Source organism: Geodermatophilus sp. SYSU D00698, from assembly GCF_054050335.1.
This window is the reverse complement of sequence record NZ_JBJGZD010000005.1, coordinates 33,936-51,925: the sequence shown is the minus strand read 5'-3', so window position 1 is coordinate 51,925 and position 17,990 is coordinate 33,936. Positions and strand designations below refer to the sequence as shown.

The 17,990-nt window shown below is 75.3% G+C and carries 15 protein-coding genes; 5 read left to right on the top strand and 10 right to left on the bottom strand.

All coding sequences use genetic code 11. From position 1 onward, the window contains the following. Positions 1 to 41: 41 nt before the first annotated feature. Entirely contained in the window at positions 42 to 836 is a 795-nt protein-coding gene (locus ACI8AB_RS06255; protein WP_456949384.1) for an SDR family oxidoreductase, read from the top strand. Beyond that, positions 833 to 2,962: a phosphotransferase gene (locus ACI8AB_RS06250; RefSeq protein WP_456949383.1), complete on the top strand. Its 2,130-nt coding sequence runs from the start codon at positions 833 to 835 to the stop codon at positions 2,960 to 2,962. The genes ACI8AB_RS06255 and ACI8AB_RS06250 overlap by 4 nt, the downstream gene beginning before the upstream one ends. Here ACI8AB_RS06250 and ACI8AB_RS06245 read toward each other — a convergent pair. From ACI8AB_RS06245 to ACI8AB_RS06230, 4 genes are all read right to left on the bottom strand, one after another. Beyond that, positions 2,947 to 3,933 carry an NAD-dependent epimerase/dehydratase family protein gene (locus ACI8AB_RS06245; RefSeq protein ID WP_456949382.1) on the bottom strand — a complete coding sequence of 329 codons (987 nt, stop codon included), beginning with the start codon at positions 3,931 to 3,933 and terminating at the stop codon, positions 2,947 to 2,949. The genes ACI8AB_RS06250 and ACI8AB_RS06245 overlap by 16 nt on opposite strands. A 282-nt stretch (positions 3,934 to 4,215) precedes the next feature. After that, entirely contained in the window at positions 4,216 to 4,458 is a 243-nt protein-coding gene (locus ACI8AB_RS06240) for a hypothetical protein (protein WP_456903499.1), read from the bottom strand. After that, positions 4,455 to 5,111 (bottom strand): ATP-dependent Clp protease proteolytic subunit, encoded by a 657-nt coding sequence (locus ACI8AB_RS06235; protein WP_456949533.1) that lies wholly within the window; start codon positions 5,109 to 5,111, stop codon positions 4,455 to 4,457. The genes ACI8AB_RS06240 and ACI8AB_RS06235 overlap by 4 nt, the downstream gene beginning before the upstream one ends. 39 nt (positions 5,112 to 5,150) lie before the next feature. Further along, positions 5,151 to 6,044, bottom strand: coding sequence for an SDR family oxidoreductase (locus tag ACI8AB_RS06230; RefSeq protein ID WP_456949381.1), 894 nt, complete (start codon positions 6,042 to 6,044; stop codon positions 5,151 to 5,153). Positions 6,045 to 6,718: 674 nt separating this feature from the next. Here ACI8AB_RS06230 and ACI8AB_RS06225 point away from each other — a divergent pair. Both ACI8AB_RS06225 and ACI8AB_RS06220 read left to right on the top strand, forming a co-directional pair. Beyond that, positions 6,719 to 7,195 (top strand): hypothetical protein, encoded by a 477-nt coding sequence (locus ACI8AB_RS06225; protein WP_456949380.1) that lies wholly within the window; start codon positions 6,719 to 6,721, stop codon positions 7,193 to 7,195. Between the two features lie 376 nt (positions 7,196 to 7,571). Next, positions 7,572 to 7,784, top strand: a complete 213-nt coding sequence (locus ACI8AB_RS06220) for a hypothetical protein (RefSeq protein WP_387992680.1) — start codon at positions 7,572 to 7,574, stop codon at positions 7,782 to 7,784. Positions 7,785 to 7,806: 22 nt separating this feature from the next. On the opposite strand, the gene ACI8AB_RS06215 is transcribed toward ACI8AB_RS06220, so the two are convergent. From ACI8AB_RS06215 to ACI8AB_RS06200, 4 genes are read right to left on the bottom strand one after another with little or no spacing between them, the layout of a single operon-like run. Next, entirely contained in the window at positions 7,807 to 8,265 is a 459-nt protein-coding gene (locus ACI8AB_RS06215; RefSeq protein ID WP_456949379.1) for a hypothetical protein, read from the bottom strand. A gap of 42 nt (positions 8,266 to 8,307) precedes the next feature. After that, positions 8,308 to 9,672, bottom strand: a complete 1,365-nt coding sequence (locus ACI8AB_RS06210; protein ID WP_456949378.1) for a DJ-1/PfpI family protein — start codon at positions 9,670 to 9,672, stop codon at positions 8,308 to 8,310. 27 nt (positions 9,673 to 9,699) lie between these two features. After that, entirely contained in the window at positions 9,700 to 10,815 is a 1,116-nt protein-coding gene (locus ACI8AB_RS06205; protein WP_456949377.1) for a flavin-containing monooxygenase, read from the bottom strand. Next, complete coding sequence (locus tag ACI8AB_RS06200) at positions 10,812 to 12,485, bottom strand: multicopper oxidase domain-containing protein (RefSeq protein ID WP_456949376.1); 1,674 nt, start codon at positions 12,483 to 12,485, stop codon at positions 10,812 to 10,814. Before ACI8AB_RS06200 ends, ACI8AB_RS06205 begins: the two co-directional genes overlap by 4 nt. A 305-nt stretch (positions 12,486 to 12,790) precedes the next feature. Between ACI8AB_RS06200 and ACI8AB_RS06195 the strand changes: the two genes are divergently transcribed. Further along, positions 12,791 to 13,096, top strand: a complete 306-nt coding sequence (locus ACI8AB_RS06195; RefSeq protein WP_456949375.1) for a hypothetical protein — start codon at positions 12,791 to 12,793, stop codon at positions 13,094 to 13,096. A 118-nt stretch (positions 13,097 to 13,214) separates the two neighbouring features. Here ACI8AB_RS06195 and ACI8AB_RS06190 read toward each other — a convergent pair whose 3' ends face one another. After that, positions 13,215 to 14,669 (bottom strand): FAD-binding oxidoreductase, encoded by a 1,455-nt coding sequence (locus ACI8AB_RS06190; RefSeq protein WP_456949374.1) that lies wholly within the window; start codon positions 14,667 to 14,669, stop codon positions 13,215 to 13,217. Positions 14,670 to 15,071: 402 nt separating this feature from the next. Further along, positions 15,072 to 17,951: a vitamin B12-dependent ribonucleotide reductase gene (locus ACI8AB_RS06185; RefSeq protein ID WP_456949373.1), complete on the bottom strand. Its 2,880-nt coding sequence runs from the start codon at positions 17,949 to 17,951 to the stop codon at positions 15,072 to 15,074. Positions 17,952 to 17,990: the final 39 nt, after the last annotated feature.

The following is a 17,990-nucleotide window of genomic DNA, read 5'->3' as shown; positions in this document are numbered from 1 at the left end:
CCGGGCACCGGGCCGGCACCGGCCGGATCTAGCGTGCCCGGGTGCCCTCCTCCTCCCCCGGTCCCGGTCCGTCCTCCCCCCAGGCCCGCCCGGGCAGGGGTGTCGTCCTGGTCACCGGGGCGAGCTCCGGGCTCGGCGCGGAGATGGCGCGCCAGTTCGCCGCCCGCGGCTGGGACCTCGCGCTGTGCGCCCGCCGGACCGACCGGCTGGACGCCCTCGCGGACGGGATCCGGACGGCGAGCGGCCGGCGGGTGGAGACGGCGGCGCTCGACGTCACCGACGCCGACGCCGTGCCCGCGGTGTTCCGCCGCTTCGACGAGGCCTTCGGCGGGCTCGACCGGGTGGTCGTCAACGCCGGCCTGGGCAAGGGCGCCCCGCTCGGCACCGGCCGCGCCGACGCCAACCGCGAGACGGCGATGACCAACTTCGTCGGCGCGCTGGCGCAGTGCGAGGCGGCGCTGGAGGTGTTCCGCCGGCAGCGCCGCGGCCACCTGGTGCTCGTCTCGTCGATGTCCGCGCTGCGCGGGATGCGGAGGAGCATGACCACCTACGCGGCCACCAAGGCCGGGGTGGCGGCACTCGCCGAGGGGCTGCGCTCCGAGCGCATCCCCGGCGTCGACGTGTCCGTGGTGTACCCGGGCTACATCCGGTCGGAGATGAACGAGCACGTGCAGCAGGCCACCCGGTTCATGGTGGACACCGGGACCGGCGTGCGCGCGATGGTCGAGGCGATCGAGGCGCGCAGGGCGAAGGCGTACGTGCCGGCCTGGCCGTGGGTGCCGATCGGCGTCGCGATGCGGGTGCTGCCGCTCTCCGTCGTCCGGCGGCTCTCGTGACCGCCACCGACGCGCGCCCGGTCCGGGCCGAGGACGCCTTCGACGTCCCCGCCGTCGCCGCCTGGCTGGCCGCGCACGCCGACCCCGCGCGGGCCGGCGTCGACCTGTCCGCCGTCCCCGAGGTGCGCCAGTTCGCCGGCGGCGTCTCCAACCTGACCTACCTGCTGCGCTACCCCGACGGCGACCTGGTGCTGCGCCGCCCGCCGCGCGGGGAGCACGCCGGCACCGCGCACGACGTCGCCCGCGAGTACCGCGTCCAGGACGCGCTGGGCCGGGTCCTCCCGCACGTGCCGCGCACCGTCGCGCTGTGCGAGGACACCGCCGTCGTCGGGACGCCGTTCTCCGTCGTCCGGCGGGTCGAGGGGCCGATCCCCCGCCGCTCGCTGCCGCCGGGCGTGGACCTCGACCGGGAGCAGGTCGCGCGGCTGTGCCGCAACGTCGTCGACCTGCTGGTCGACCTGCACGCGGTCGACGTGCGGGCCGCCGGGCTGGCCGGCCTCGACCGCGGCCCCGGCTACGTGCGCCGCCAGGTGGAGAACTGGACGAAGCGGTACGCGCGGGCCCGCACGCGGGACGTGCCCGCCTTCGCCCGGGTGACCGCGTGGCTGGCCGAGCACCAGCCCGCCGACCGGCCGCACACGCTGGTGCACAACGACTTCCGGTTCGACAACGTCGTCCTCGACCCGGCCGACCCCACCCGCCCGGTCGGCCTGCTCGACTGGGAGCTGGCCACCGTCGGCGACCCGCTGATGGACCTGGCCAGCGCGCTCGGCTACTGGATCCAGGCCGACGACGGCCCGCTGATGCGCCGGTTCAGCCGCCAGCCCACGACGCTGCCCGGGATGATGAGCCGCGAGCAGGTGGTCGCGTACTACAGCGCGCGGACCGGGCAGCGGGTCACCAACGCCGAGTGGGCCTGGTACGAGGCGTTCGGCCTGTTCCGCGTCGCGGTCATCGCCCAGCAGGTGTGGGCGCGCTACCGGGCGGGGCAGACGACGAACCCGGCGTTCCGCTCCTTCGGCCTCGCCGTCCGGCTGCTCGAGCGGCGCTGCCTGGCGGTGATCCGGCGGGCCGGCCGGCTCACGCCCGACCGCGCCGCGGCGCAGGTCGGCAGTCCGCTGCTCACCCGCCGCCGCATCCGGCCGCGCCGGTGGACGCCGCCGGCGTTCGCCGACCCCGGCCCGACCGCGCCGCTGCGCGTCGCCCGCCGGCTGCCGACCGGCGACTCCGGCCCCGAGGACGTGCTCTTCGACGACGCCGGCCTGGTGGTCACCGGGCTGCGCGACGGCAGCGTCGTGCGGATCGACCCGGTCACCGGCGAGCGGACGCCGGTCGGCCGGACCGGCGGCCGCCCGCTCGGGGTGGAGCCGCGCGCCGACGGCAGCGTGCTCGTCTGCGACCACGACCTCGGGCTGCTGCGGGTGGGCGCCTCGGGCGAGGTGGAGGTGCTGGTGTCCGAGGTCGACGGCGAGCCGGTGACCTTCGCGAGCAACGTCGTCGCGGCGCCCGACGGGACGGTGTGGTTCACGACGTCGACCACCCGGTGGGACGTCGAGCACCACCTCGGTGACTTCTTCGAGCACTCGGCCACCGGGCGGCTGGTGCGGCGGGACCCCGACGGCACGGTGACCACGGTGCTGTCCGGGCTCGGCTTCGCCAACGGGCTGGTGCGGGCGCCCGACGGCTCGCACCTGCTGCTGGCCGAGACCTCCCGCTACCGGGTGCTGCGGCACTGGCTGACCGGGGAGCGCGCGGGCACGACCGAGCCGCTGGTGGAGAACCTGCCCGGCTTCCCCGACAACGCCTCGCTCGGCAGCGACGGGCTGCTGTGGGTGGCGATCGCCGCGCCGCGCAACGCGCTGCTGGACCGGCTGCTGCCGCTGCCGGGCGTGCTGCGGCTGCTGCTGTGGAACGTGCCGGAGCGGGTGCGGCCGGAGGCGACGCCGATCGCCTGGGTGATGGCGTTCGACCCGGCCGACGGCCGCCGGGTGCACGACCTGCGCGCCACCGACGCCGGCTACGGCTTCGTCACCGCGGTCGCCGAGCGCGGCGGCACGCTGGTGGCCTCCGGCCTGCACGAGGACGACGTCGTGGTGCTGGAGTCCCCCGGTCAGCGGGCGGTGTAGGGGCCGGTCGGGACGGCGTGGTAGCCCTTCGCGCCGACCGTCCGCGCCAGCTCGCTGCGCGGCGGGCGCCCGGCGGCGAGGGCGTCGAGGGCGGCGCGGAAGTCCCACTCCGGCGTCCAGCCGAGGTCGGCGCGGGCGGCGGCGTTGACGTAGACCCGGTCGATCGACGGGAACAGCCGCCAGCCCAGCCGCTCGTACAGCGCCGGGGCGTCGGGGAAGAGCCGTCCGACGACGGCCGGGGCGTCGGTGCGCAGCTGCACCAGGTCGTCCCGGCCGAACGGCGTGGTGGCGCTGACGACGTAGCGGCCGAACCCGAGCGCCGGCGCGCGGTCGAGGGCGGCGCGGTGGGCGGAGACGACGTCGGCGAGGTCCACCCGCCGGTGCAGCAGCTCGTTGACCTTCGCGTTGTCGTCGGCGTAGGCGCTGCGGACGTCGTCGCTGTCGTCGCCCTCCGGGAAGAAGCGCGAGGTCCGCAGGACGACGACGGGCAGGCCGGTGTCGCGGGCGACGAGCTCGCAGAGGTCCTCGGCGGCGACCTTGGTGGCGCCGTAGACGTTGCGCACCCGCGGCGGCACGGCCTCGGTGACCCACGCGGCGGGCTCGCCGGGCGCGGGGGTCAGCGCGCGGCCGAAGGCGCTGGTCGTGCTGGTGACCACCACCCGCCCGACACCGGCGGCCGCCGCCTCCTCGAGGACGGCCAGGGTGCCGGTGACGTTGGTGTCGACGAACGCCTGCCGGCCGTGCGTGCCGACGTGCGGCTTGTGCAGCGTGGCGGTGTGCAGCACCGCGTCGGCGCCGGCGAGGGCGTCCCGGACCGCGGCGCGGTCGGTGACCGAGGCGACGACGTCGGTCCACGGCGAGGGCAGCAGGTCCAGGCCGGCGACGTCGTCCCCGGCGTCGCGCAGCACGCGGACCAGCGCCTCGCCGAGGTGGCCGGAGCTCCCGGTGACGAGGACACGCACGCCCGCCACCCTGGCACGTCCTCGGCCGGTCCCCGGACGCGGACGGCCGCCCGGTCCTGGTGGACCGGACGGCCGGATCGTGCAGCGCCGGCCCGACAGCCGCCTCTCGGCGAGTGGCCGCTCGCAGCGGCAGGAGGTGAGGCCCGGGGGCATGGACCGGACCGGCACCCTCCAACGCACCGTCCGCCGGGACATTCCCGGCCCCGCCTGGTGGGGCGGTGGGGTGGTCGTCGCGATGAGGCCGGTGCCGCAGGACGTGGGCGGCAACGCATCTACAGGGGAGAGCGCAGGTCAGACGACCGCCCGTCGGTCCGCCCCGCGCCCCGGCTGCGCACCCGCACGGGATCCGGGCGACAGCAGCGCCGCCCGGGCGGCGAGGACGGCGGAGCGCTCGGCGAGAGCGGCGGCACGGGCGGCCAGCCGGCGGGCGCGGCGTCGGCGGGCCGCGGCGGCGACCCGGCGGTGGTGCCGCACCGACCGCCGGAGCTCGGCCGCGCGGGCGCCGTCGAGGGTCGCGGTGAGCCAGTCGGTCACGGCGCGCCCCACCCGGTGGGGACCAGCGCCGGGCCGGGCAGCGCCGCGGCCGAGGCGACGACGTGGTCGACCAGCCCGTAGGCGACGGCCTCCTGCGCGGTGAACCAGCGGTCCCGGTCGGAGTCCCGCTCGATCTGCTCCACGGTCTGCCCGGTGTGCAGCGCCTGCAGCTCGTCGAGGTCTCGCTTCAGCCGGCGCAGCGCCTCGGCCTGGACGGCGACGTCGGACTGCGTGCCGCCGAGCCCGCCCGAGGGCTGGTGCACGAGGATCCGGGTGTGCGGCAGCGTGAACCGCTTGCCCGGCGCGCCGGCGGTCAGCAGGAACTGCCCCATCGAGGCCGCCGTCCCGAACGCGTAGGTGGCGACGTCGCAGCCGATCGCCTGCATCGTGTCGAAGACGGCCATCCCGGCGGTCACCGAGCCGCCGGGTGAGTTGACGTAGAGGTGCACGTCGCGTCGCGGGTCGTCGGCCGCGAGCAGCAGCATCTGCGCGCACAGGCGGTTGGCGACGTCGTCGTCCACCTCGCTGCCGAGCACGACGATGCGCTCGCGGAGCAGGCGGTCGGCGACGGCGTCGTGCAAGGACGGGGAGCCGGTCGGGGTCTGCACGGTCGGTACCTCCTGGGCCGCCGGGGTCGGACGGCCGCAGTCAATCGGGAACGCAGCAGGAATGCGCCCCCGAATGGTCCCGTTTCACCATTCGCGCAATTCTTCCGCTGTCGGCGGAATGGCGCGGGCGGCTCGGTCGCCGACCCGCAGCAGCTGCTCGAACGGCGTGGCCGGATGACCGGTCAGGCCGGGGACGGCGCTGCTCACGGCGGCCATCTCACCGGCCGCGATCGCGGTGTACGTCGACACCCACGCCTCGACCAGCCAGTCCGGAGCGCCGTAGGAGGCGCGGGAGGCGAAGGCCTCCTCGACGGTCTCCGCGTGGTACCGGACCGGGCGGCCGGTGACGGCGGTGATCGCGGCCGCGACCTCGGCGAGGGTCAGCGCCTCCGGACCGGTCAGGTCGTAGGTGCGCCCGGCGTGCGCGGCCGGGTCGCGGAGGACGGCGACCGCGGCGTCGGCGACGTCGTCCTGGGCGACCGCGGCGACCCGCCCGTCACCGGCCGGGCCGCGGATCACGCCGTCCTCCCCCACCAGGCCGGGCAGGAAGTCGGCGTAGAGCGCGTCGCGCAGGAACGTGGAGCGCAGCCCGCGGGCGCGGACGTGCTCCTCGGTGGCCCAGTGGTCGCGGGCGAGGGTGAAGGTCGCGTCCGGGGCGGCACCCTGGAACGACAGGTAGACGACGTGCCGCACGCCGGCGGCCGCGGCGGCGTCGACGAAGGCGCGGTGCTGGTCGACCCGGTCGGCGGACTCCGACGCCGACACCATGAACACGGTCCCTGTGCCCTCCAGCGCCCGGCGGACGGCGTCGCCGTCGGCGTACGGCGCGACGACGGTGGTCGCGCCCGGCAGCCGCGGCGCGCGGGACGGGTCGCGGACCAGCAGGCGCTGCGGGACGCCGGCGGCGGACAGCCGGCGGGCGACCCGGCCCCCGACCTGTCCGGTCGAGCCGGTGACGGCGACGGGGCTCGGGCTCAACGCGACTCCTCGGGGTGGGTGCGGACGTCGCCCGATCCTCGCCCGGGCGGCGTCCTCGGGCCGCGGCGGCCAGTACCGGGCGCGCCTCGGCGGGGCGGACCGGGCGGCGGACCGGCAGCGGGACGACCGGCGCCGGCGTCCGGCGGGAGGCGAGCACCGCGCAGGTGACGAGGGCGCACGCGAGCCCGACCGCGGCCGACAGCGCCACGGCCACCTGCCCTGCCGCGAGGCCGTGGCCGGTCCACGCGGCGCAGGACCCGGCGCCGAGCCACCACCGCACCGGCGAGAGCCCGGAGACGTCCTGCGTGCGGTCGCGCAGCAGGCCCAGCGGCTGGGGCACCGCGGCGGCGCCGCCGACGACCGCGGCCACGGAGGCGAGGACGGCGGCGGCCGCGGCCGGCGCGGCGCCGAGGTCCACCGCGACCAGGCAGCCGCCGACCACGGCGGTCAGCCCGGCGGCGCCGGAGGCGGTGCGGGCCAGGACCCGCCGGGTGCGCAGCGCCGGCTGGGTGAGCAGCAGGGCGGGGAGCACCGCGGCGTTGCCCGCGCCGACGACGGCGTCGGTGACCACCTGGGCCGGGTCGTGCGCCAGCAGGCCGCTCGCTGTGACCTCGCTCGCCCCGAGCGGTCCTTCGACCCTGCCCCCGGGCCGCCGGTCGCGGGACGGTCGCTCCATGCGCCAGAAGCTGCGTCCTGTCCGGGCCGGGGTGGCCGCGGTCCTCGGCGTCGTCCTGCTCGCCTCGTGCTCCGGCGACGACGGCGGCTCGGGCGACGGCGGGGGCTCCGCAGCCGACTCCCCGGCCACCAGTTCCCCCGCGGAGGACACGGCGGCCGGGGAGGACTTCTGCACCCGGGCAGCCGACCTCGACCAGCGGGTCGAGGCGGCCGTGGACGAGGCCGGCGGCGACACCTCGGTCCCCGACGTCTTCCGTCAGCTCGCCGAGGAGATGCGGGACATCACCGCGCCGGAGGCGATCGCCGACGACTGGGACACCATGCGGACCGGGCTGGACCGGATGGCCGACGCGGTGGCCGACCTCGACCTGACCGACGCGGACTCGGTCGCGGCGCTGGAGGAGGCCGGGAACGGGCTGGACACGGCGAGCGACGACGTCGAGGCCTACCTGCGCGACGAGTGCGGGATCGGCTGACCCGCGACGGTCAGGACAGCGGCCGCCGGCACTGCGGGCAGGCCCGGTCGGGCAGCGGCTCGCCCTCGGTCAGCAGGCAGCCGCCCAGCACGACCTCACCGCGGTCGCTCGCGTCGAACGCCTCCGCGGAGGGCAGCCCGAACAGGAGCGGGACCGCGCGCGGGGACCCGGTGCAGTCGGGGCAGGACGGGAGGTGCGACGGGTCACGGTCCTCACCGCAGGGACGGCACCGACACTCCTCCGGCGGCGTTCCCCCGTCCGGGTGCCCGGTGCGCGCGCGGCGGAACGTGCGTGCGCACGGCCCCGGGTGGGTAGAGCGCCGCACGGACGACCGGGAACCCCCTCCCGGCACCACCGAACCGCAGGAGGAGGCGACGTGTCGCTCCCTCGTCCCCAGGTCCCCGACGTCGACCGCCGCATCGTGGTCGCCTACCAGGAGCTCGGCACCGCCCGCGACGGGTTCCGCGACTCCCCGAGCGGCGAGGGCTTCACGCTGTGCCAGGCGGCCCAGCAGGCGCTCGACGACCTGCTCGACCTCCGGCTGACCCTCACCGCCGCACTGGCCCGGACGGTGCCGACCGCGGCCTGAGCGCCGGCACCACCGCGCCGGCTCACCACCCGAGGTGGACGTCGGCCACGATCCCGACGGCGAGGAGCGCGGCGGCGACGGCGTCGACGGCGGCGCAGAACGGCGGCCACCAGCGGGTGCCGGCCACGAACCCGGTGCGGTGCTGCCAGAGGTCCTTCAGGCCGTGGCCGGCCAGGCCGGCCACGAGCAGCCAGGCCGAGCCGGTCACCCCCGCCGCGGCGACGACGACGAAGGCGCCGGCGACGACGGTCTCGACGGCGATGACCCTGCCCCGCCCGTCGGCCACGCTGAACCCGATGTAGACCGCGGCGATCAGGACGAGCCCCATCGAGTAGACGGTGGCGTCGTCGAGCCAGGGGAAGGCCAGCGGCGACGCGGCCTGCAGGCAGCCCCAGACCACGCCCCAGGCGATCGGTGCACGCAGGGCGCGCACCCCGGCGGCCGTCGCGCCGCGGCGCTGCGCGCTCTCGGAGGTCGTCACGCGCTCCTCCCCTCCCTGACGCGACGCCGGTCCGGCCGCGGGTCAGCGTCCGGCGCGGGTGAGCCGCCTGGCGCGTCCGGCGACCACCGGCGCGGTCAGCCCGATCGCGCCGCGCACGGCGCGGGGGAGACGTGGGATCCGGTCGTAGTCGATGCCGCCCCAGGGTGGTTGCGGGTCGTAGTCGACGGCTCGTTGCACCCGGCGGGCGGTGGCCTCGTCGGTCAGGCGGGCGGCGAGGTGCAGGGCCATGTCGATGCCGGCGGAGACGCCGGCGGACATGACCAGGTCGCCGTCCTCGACCCACCTCCGCTGGTGGTACGTGGCACCCAGGCGCTCCAGGATCCCGGAGTAGAACCAGTTGGTGGTGGCGTCGCGCCCCTCCAGCAGCCCGACCGCGCCGAGGATCAGCGAGCCGGTGCACACCGAGGTGACCAGTTCCGCCGAGGCGGCGGCGGAACGCACGTAGTCGCGGACCCGCGGGTCGCCCATCGCGCGGATGGTGGGCAGCGCGCCGCCGGGCACGAGCACGATCGCCGGGTGCGGGACCTCCTCGAACGTCCGGTCGGGCACCACCGCCACCCCTGCGTCGGTGGGCACGGGCTCACGACGGGCCCACACGGTGACTGGGCGGTAGCCCGGCGCGAACCCCTGCAGCACGGTCAGCACCTGCAGCGGACCGACGAGGTCGAGCACGGTCAGCCCCGGGTGGAGCACGAAGGCGATGAGCCGCTCGTCCGGCGCGGGTCCGCCGGTGGGGGCGCCACCGGGGTCGCGCAGCGTCCGGGCGAGGTCGTCGTCGGCGGGATCCGGCCCCACCCGGCCGAACGGCGGCTGCGGGTCGTACTCCGCGGACAGCTGGCCCAGCCGTGCGATCGCCCGGCCGCGCAGCCGGGCCAGCAGGAGCAGCGCCAGCTCGATGCCGGCGGTGCCGCCGGCGGCGGTGTGCAGCCGGCCGTCGACGAGCCACCGCTGCCGGGCGGCGATGGCGCCCAGCTCCTCCAGCGGCTCCCGGTAGGCCCGGTGCACGGCCGCCCGCGCGCCGCGCAACAGATCGGCGGCGGCCAGCACGAGAGCTCCGTTGCCGGTGGAGCCGACGACCTCCGCCCCGGTGGCGGCCGAGCGGACGTAGGACAGCAGCGCCTCGTCCTCCGTCGCGGTGAGGGTGCTCGCCCCGCCGCCGGGCACGATCACCGCCCACGGGTCCGGCACCTCGGCGAAGGTGGCGGCCGGCAGCAGCCCCAGCGGCGTGTCGGTGGCCAGCTGTTCGGCGCGCTCGCCGACCACGACGGTGCGGTACCGCATGCCGCCGATGCCGGGGGTCTTCAGCACGGTGAGCGGGCCGATGAGGTCCAGCGGCGTCACGCCGGGGTGGACCGGGAACGCGAGGACCCTCTCCTGGCCGGGCACGGCGGTCTCCCCTCCGGTGGTGGGCGGTCAGTGCCGGACGTCGCGCGGAGCCGCCTGCGCGTCCGGCGCACCGCGCGGCCCGGGGACGCGGGCGGCGGCCCTCGCGGCGGCGTCGACCACGTGGGCGGCGTCGTCGGCGACGAAGCCCAGCAGCGCGGAGCCGCGGGTGTGCTGCCAGGACAGGCCGAGGAAGTACAGCCCGGGGACGTCGGTGATCCCGCGGGTGTGGACCACACGGCCGTCGCGCAGAACCCCCGGGACGTCCATCCAGGACAGGTCGGGCCGGTAGCCCGTGGCCCAGACGACGACGCCCACCTCCCCACTGGTGCCGTCGGCGAACTGGACCGTGCGGCCGGCGGCGTCGACCAGCCGCGGCCGGAAGCGGACGCCGGTGCGCTGCAGGCCGCGCCGGCTGCTGCCGATCAGGAACTCGCCGCGGGACTGCATCCGGCGGCCGAGCCGGGACCCGGCGGGCACCTGCATCAGCCGCAGCCGGGTCAGCCACCAGAACAGGTCGCGGCCGAGCAGTCGCTGTGGCAGGGCCGTGTACGCCGAGCCGACCGACAGCTGCACCGGCCGGGTCCGGGCCAGCTCCTCGGCGATCTGGAAGCCGGAGTTGCCGCCGCCGACCACCAGGACGGGCCCCTCGGGCAGCGCGTCGGGGCTGCGGTACCCGGAGCTGTGCAGCTGGGTCACCGGCCCGTCCAGCCGGGCGGACAGCGGCGGGACGAACGGGGTCTGGAACGGTCCGGTGGCCACGATGACCTGCCGGGCGCTGTACGTCCCCCCGGCGGTGCTGATCCGGAACCCGGCACCGGTGTGCTGCAGCCCGGTCACCCGCGCGTCCAGCCGCACCGGCAGGTCGAAGGCGGCGGCGTAGTCGCGCAGGTAGTCGGCGACCGCCTCCTTGCCCGGGTAGGTGCCGGCCGGCGCCGGGAACGGCAGGCCCGGCAGCGCGTCGTGCTCGGCCGGGGTGAACAGCCGCAGCGACTCCCAGCGCGTGCGCCAGGTGTGCCCGAGCTCCGCCGCCGCCTCCAGGACCAGGAAGCGCAGTCCCCGCTCGCGCAGGTGCCAGGCGGCCGCGAGGCCGGCCTGACCGCCGCCCACGACGACGACGTCGAGCGGCTCGGTCGGCGCCGTCACGGCGTCGCTCCCCGGTCCACGGTGAAGCTGAACATCATCCCGGCGTGCATGTGCTCGGCGATGTGACAGTGCGCCATCCACAGGCCGGGGTTGGTGACGTCGAGCAGGATGTCGACCGTCTGACCGGTCGGGATGAGCACGGTGTCCTTCCACACCAGGTTGGGCTCGGGGGTCCCGTCCCGGGCGAGGACGAGGAAGCGGCCGGCGCCGTGGACGTGGAACGGGTGGTGCATCGGGTGGTCGGAGTCCATCTCGTTGACCAGCCGGATCTTGACCCGCTGACCGACGGTGAAGTGCCAGTCGACGGGGAGCCCGTCGCGGCCGGCGGTGCGGTCCAGCAGCTTCCAGCGCATCGTCTCCGTGGTGGTGGCCCGGTTCGTCTCGGCCATCTCGTCCTCCCACTCGATCCCGTCGGCGGTGGCGGGACCGGGGTGGTGGGTGTGCGCGGCGTCGTGGCCCGTCGCCGACGTCTCCGCGGCGTCCGCGCCGTGGCCCGCGTCGTGACCGTGGCCCGCGTCGTGACCGTGGCTCCCGCCCGAGGCGGTCGCCATCAGCTTCATGCCGCACTTCGGGCAGCGCCCCGGCTGGTCGCTGACCACCTCGGGGTGCATGGGGCAGGCGTAGGTCGCCGGTCCCGCCGCCGCGGGCGCGGCCCGGTCGTCCATCTCGGCGACGATCGCGAGGACCTCGTCGGGCGCCGCGGCCAGCCACGCACCGAGCTGCTCCCGCTCGGCCACCAGCTCCGGAGCAGTCCGCAGCGCCTCGAACCGCTCGGCCAGCGGCGGCTCGGCGACCTCGCCGGTGACGGTGATCGTCGCCAACCGGTAGGTCCGGTTCGGGGTGCGGTGCTCCAGTGCGAACTCGCCCGCCCGGTCGAACAGCACGTCCACGACCGCCCGCTCCGACGGGGCCAGCACCACGTCGGCGACGAACTCCTCGTGCTCCACCCGGCCGCTGTCGCCGCCGACGAGCTTCAGCCGGGCACCGGGCACCCCGACGCGGAAGACGCGGCTGTTGGCCGTGTCGGTCAGCCACAGCCGCACCACCTCGCCGGTCCGCGCGGTGAACGCCGGATCGGTCTCCCCGCCGGTGAGCATCACGTTGCCGTAGCGGCCCATCGCCGCGTAGTTGGTCTCGGTGCGGCTGAACGGCGCGATCGCGCCGTCCTCGAGCAGCAGGTCGTCGACGGTCAGCACCACGTCGCGGTGCGCCGGCGGCCAGTAGTCCGACTCGGCCGGGTCGACCAGGATGCTGCCGTAGAGGCCCAGCTCCTGGGTGACGTCCTCGCGGACGTGCGGGTGGTACCAGTACAGGCCCGGGTCGGGGAACTGGATGCGGTAGCTGAACTCCCCGCCCGGCGGGATCGGGGTCTGCGTCTCGTGCGGCACGCCGTCGTAACGGTTCTCCAGGCGCAGCCCGTGCCAGTGGACGGTGGTGTCGAGGTCGGTGCCGTTGACGACGTGCACGACGACCTCCGAGCCCTGCCGGACCCTCAGCGTGGGACCGGGGATCGAGCCGTTGTAGGCCAGCATCCGCACCGTGCTGTTCCCGATCCGCTTGGCGACCGGAGCCGGGCGCAGCCGCAGCTCCTCGCCGTTCCGCAGCTCGATCACCTCGGGCGCGACGGCCTCGGGCAGGCCGGTGAGGTCGGTGGAGAGGAAGGTGTCCACGGGACGTCCTCCTGTCGGTGAGCGTTGAGCGTGGAGCCTCAGCTCCGGGTGCCGCCGGCGACGTGAGGGGATCCGAGGGAGTCCGCGGCGCCGCGTGCACCGGCGCGGGCGGGCTCGACGACGTGCTCCGCAGTCATGGCGCCTCCTGTGCGGACCGGTAGTGCACCGCCGCCGGGTGTGGGCTGTCCAGACGCTCGGCGATGGTCCGGCCCGGCGGCGCCCAGGGAGTCGAGACCCGGCGCCCGGCCGGAGCAGGAGACCCTGGTCCCGGGCCCCCCGGTCGCAGCGTCGGGCACCATCCGGCCGTGGACCCCGAGCAGTTGCTGCGGACGGCGGCCGACCGCCTCGAGGCGCTCGCCGCCGGGACGACCCCCGGCGACTGGCGGACCGGCGGACTGCTGGCGACCCGCCCCGAGGTGGTCGCGCACCTCCCCGACGGGAGCACCGAGCACGTGGCCGAGGCGCGGGCGGGGACCGGCGCGTGGATCGCGGCTCTCTCCCCCGCGCTGGCCGCGCCGCTCGCGGGCTGGCTGCGCGCCGCGGCGACGCACGAGCCGGCCGACCCGGCGGCCGAGGCGTTCGCCCGGGCGCTGCTCGCGCGGCTGCCCTGACCGGACGGACCCACCGGAGGGCCCGGAGGACGGGACCCGGGAGCGGCGTCGGTCACCGCGTGGAGCGCCGTCCGGAACGATCCCCATCCGACGTGCCGGACGACGAGCGCCGCCGGGGTCAGCGGACGGTCCCGCCGGTCCGCGCCGGCACGGCCTCGCGGGGCGAGGGGATGCCGGCCGGGGCGGGCGGGATGTTGGGGTTGTGCCGGAAGACGTTGTCCGGGTCCCACACGGCCTTGAGCTCGGCGAGGCGGCGGTACTTGCGCTCCCCGTAGGAGGCTCGCACCCGCCGGTCGTCGGTGTCGGCCTCGAAGTTCAGGTACGTCCCGTCGTCGGGGGCGTAGGGGCGCAAGGCGTTCCAGAGGTCGCGGACCCAGACGTGGTCGGCCGCATAGGACTCGTCGTCGGGGGCCATGGCGAGGAGAGCCAGCGCCCAGTGCGGACGTCGGGGGCTGCCCCACGCCGTCGCGTCGTCGGAGATCTCGCTGTACCGGCCGGTGAGCGGGAACATCGGCACGTAGGAGAGCGGCGAGCGCATGAGGGGGAGCCGCTCCAGGATGACCGCGAGCGCGTCATCGCCCAGGTGGTCGAGGTTCAGCCCCTTGTCGTAGGAGCGGATGCCCCACGGGTTGGCGTCATCGAGCATCTGCTGCAGCGCCACGTGCGGGATCGGGGTGACCATCTCGAACAGCGGGTCGCGCTCCCGCAGCGGCCGGATCGCCGCGGCGTGCTCCTCGACGCTGCCCCAGCCGGCGACCATCACCGCGACGCCCCGCTCGCCGCGGTGCTCCTCGGGCACGAACGGCTCCGGCGGCGCGGACATCCCGACCACGGCCCCGGTGGTCCCGGCCGGGAGGTCGAACAGGTACTCACGGAGCAAGCGCAGCGGCTCGAGGGCGTCGTCCGGTCGCCAGAAGAACATGCCCACGTTCGCCAAGGGGTTGAGCGCGTGCGGGGCGAACACGAGCTCGGTCACGATCCCGAAGTTGGTGCCGGCGCCGCGCAGCGCCCAGAACAGCTCGGGTTCCGTGTCCTCGGAGGCGGTCACGGTGCGCCCGTCGGCGGTGACCAGGGTGGCGGCCACCAGGTTGTCGCACGCCAGCCCCTGCTGGGACGTCAACCAGCCCAGGCCGCCGCTGAGCGTGAGCCCGGAGACGCCCGTGTGGCTGACCGTGCCGCCGGCCACGGCCAGTCCGAGCGGCGCGGTCGCGGCGTCGACGGCGGCCAACGTCGCGCCGCCTCCCACGTGGACCCGGGGGGCCTCCGCATCCACCCGGACGCCGGCGATCCGGGACAGGTCGATCATGACGGCGTCCTCGGCCACGGCGTTCCCGGCTCCGCTGTGGCCGCCCCCGCGCACGGTCAGGTCCACCCCCTCCTCGCGCACGACAGCGAGGGTCCGCGCGACCTCCTCGGCCGACGTAGGCCGCACGATCAGCGCCGGCTGGCGCGTGATGGCGCCGTTCCAGACGGCCCCGGCCCGTGCCGCGGCGAACCCGGGGTCGGCCGGTCGCAGCACCTCACCGGCGACGGACCGGGCCAGGCGGGTGAGGACAGCATGGTCGAGCGGCATGGCGACTCCCTGCGGACTCGAGATCGCCTCCGGTGGTCCGTGACCGCTGGGAAGCGATGGAGCACCGTCGCACGTGATCCGCGGCCGGACACCCGTGCGCGTTCCCCCGGATCCCCGGTCGACCGGCGGGTCCCGGCGTGTGGTGACCCGTGGCTGGCCCAGCGCGCCGCCTGGTCATGCCGGAGACCTGCCGTGCGGTGGGTGGTGCCCGTGCGGAGCCTCCGGCCCGCTCGCCTTCCCAGCCGAGCGGGACGGAGCACCCGGTCCACCTCGCTCCCAGCGGTCCTCGGACCCACGGAACGCCACCGGCCCGGCCCCGCGAGGGGACCGGGCCGGTGGACGGGTCGGTCATCGGTCACCGACGTCCTGCCGCCTGGTGCGGGACGTCGCTGACCGGTCAGGTCAGCTGCAGCCGCTGGTGGAGCCGCAGCCCTCGCAGACGTAGCAGCTGCCGGCGGGACGCATCTTCGTGCCGCAGGTCATGCACAGCGGCGCGTCGGTGACGTTGCCCGTGACCAGCTCAAGCAGCTCGGCCGAGGAGTGGGCCTCCTTCACCGGCTTCTCGGCGGCCGGCTCCGGCTTGGCGGGCGCCTCGGTCGGCACCGAGCCGCGCAGCGCCTCGACGTCGACCTCCTCCTCCTCGACGACCTCCGCCGTCGAGGCGGAGCCGCCGTAGGTGCCCGACACCTGCGCCGCCCGCTCCTCGGCGGTGAAGATGCCGAGGGTCGCGCGGGTCTCGACCGGCAGGTGGTCCAGTGCCAGGCGACGGAAGATGTAGTCCATCACCGACTGGGCGATCCGGATGTCCGGGTCGTCGGTCATGCCGGCCGGCTCGAAGCGCATGTTGGTGAACTTCTGGATGTAGGTCTCCAGCGGCACACCGTGCTGCAGCGCGATCGAGATGCCGATCGAGAAGGCGTCCATGACACCGGCCAGGGTCGAGCCCTGCTTGCCGAGCTTGAGGAACACCTCGCCGAGGCTGCCGTCCTCGTACATCCCGGCGGTCATGTAGCCCTCGGCGCCGGCGACGCTGAACGACGTCGTCATGCTCTGCCGCTTCTTCGGCAGCCGGCGGCGGACCGGGTGCGACGTCGCGGCGACCGGGGCGGCCTCCACCTCGGCCTTGGCCCCACCGTCGGCAGTGGTCTTCCTGGCCTTGGCGTCGGACAGCGGCTGGCCGACCTTGCAGTTGTCGCGGTAGATCGCCAGTGCCTTGAGGCCGAGCTTCCAGCCCTGGAAGTAGATGTTCTCGACGTCCTCGACGGTCGCCGTCTCCGGCATGTTGACCGTCTTGCTGATCGCGCCGGAGATGAACGGCTGCACCGCGGCCATCATGCGGACGTGGCCCATCGGGGAGATGGCCCGCTCACCCATGGCGCAGTCGAACACCTCGTAGTGCTCCGGGCGCAGGCTCGGGGCGTCGACGACGTGGCCGTGCTCGGCGATGTACTCGACGATCGCCTCGACCTGCTCGTCCTGGTAGCCGAGGCTCTTCAGCGCCCGCGGGACCGTCTGGTTGACGATCTGCATGGACCCGCCGCCGACCAGCTTCTTGTACTTGACCAGCGAGAAGTCCGGCTCGATGCCGGTCGTGTCGCAGTCCATCATGAAGCCGATGGTCCCGGTGGGGGCGAGGACCGAGGCCTGCGCGTTGCGCCAGCCGTTGTCCGCGCCGATCTCCAGGCACTCCTGCCACTGGGCGGTGGCGGCCCGCAGCACGTCGGCGTCGTCGGCGCCGACCGGGCGGATGGCGTCGTTGGCGGCGGCGTGCTTGCGCATCACCCGGGCGTGCGCGTCGGCGTTGCGGGCGAAGCCCTCGTACGCGCCGACGATGCCGGCCAGCTCGGCCGAGCGGCGGTAGGCGGTGCCGGTCATCAGCGAGGTGATGGCCGCGGCCAGGGTCTGGCCGCCGCGCGAGTCGTAGGCGTGGCCGGTGGCCATCAGCAGCGCGCCGAGGTTGGCGTAGCCGATGCCCAGCTGCCGGTAGGCGCGGGTGGTCTCACCGATCGGCTCGGTCGGGAAGTCGGCGAAGCAGATCGAGATGTCCATCGCCGTGATGACCAGCTCGACGGCCTTGACGAAGGTCTTGGCGTCGAACGTCCCGTCGTCCTTGAGGAACTTCATGAGGTTCAGGGACGCCAGGTTGCACGAGCTGTTGTCCAGGCTCATGTACTCCGAGCAGGGGTTGGACGCGTTGATCCGGCCCGTCTCGGGGTTGGTGTGCCAGTCGTTGATGGTGTCGTCGTACTGGATGCCGGGGTCGGCGCACTCCCAGGCGGCCTGGGTGACCTTGCGGAACAGGCCCCGGGCGTCGACCTCCTCGATGACCGAGCCGTCGAGGCGGGCGCGCAGGCCGAAGTCGGTGCCGTCCTCCACCGCGCGCATGAACTCGTCGGAGACCCGGACCGAGTTGTTGGCGTTCTGGTACTGGACGCTGGTGATGTCCTTGCCGCCGAGGTCCATGTCGTACCCGGCGTCCCGCAGCGCGCGGATCTTGTCCTCCTCGCGCGCCTTGGTCTCGATGAACTCCTCGATGTCGGGGTGGTCGATGTCGAGGACGACCATCTTGGCCGCGCGCCGGGTGGCGCCACCGGACTTGATGGTCCCGGCGGAGGCGTCGGCGCCGCGCATGAAGCTGACCGGGCCGGAGGCGGTGCCGCCGGAGGACAGCAGCTCCTTGGACGAGCGGATGCGGGAGAGGTTCAGGCCGGCGCCGGAGCCGCCCTTGAAGATCAGCCCCTCCTCCCGGTACCAGTTGAGGATCGAGTCCATCGTGTCGTCGACGGCGAGGATGAAGCAGGCGCTGACCTGCTGCGGCGCGCTCGTGCCGACGTTGAACCACACGGGGCTGTTGAAGCTGAACACCTGGTGCAGCAGCATCCAGGTCAGCTCGTGCTCGAAGACCTCGGCGTCGCCCTCGGTGGCGAAGTAGCCGTGCTCGCGACCGGCCGCGCCGTAGGTGAGCACCACCCGGTCGATGAGCTGACGCAGGCTGGTCTCCCGCTGCGGGGTGCCGACGGCGCCGCGGAAGTACTTCGTGGTGACGATGTTGGTGGCGTTGATGCTCCACTCGGCGGGGAACTCGACGCCGCGCTGCTCGAAGTTGATCGAGCCGTCACGCCAGTTGGTCATGACGACGTCGCGACGCTCCCACGTCACCTCGTCGTACGGGTGGACGCCGGCGGTCGTGTAGACCCGCTTGACCTTCAGGCCCTTCCCCCTGGTCGGCGCCTTGGCGGCCCGGCGCGTACGGCCTGCCGGGCGGTCCTCGATCTCGGTCACGAGCTCTCCCTCGGTGAGTGGTGCGGGCGGCTGGGGAAG

Coding starts and splice junctions, on each gene's coding strand:
- ACI8AB_RS06225 (WP_456949380.1), top strand. CDS start 6,719: ATGCGCCAGAAGCTGCGTCCTGTCCGGGCCGGGGTGGCCGCGGTCCTC.
- ACI8AB_RS06190 (WP_456949374.1), bottom strand. CDS start 14,669: ATGCCGCTCGACCATGCTGTCCTCACCCGCCTGGCCCGGTCCGTCGCC.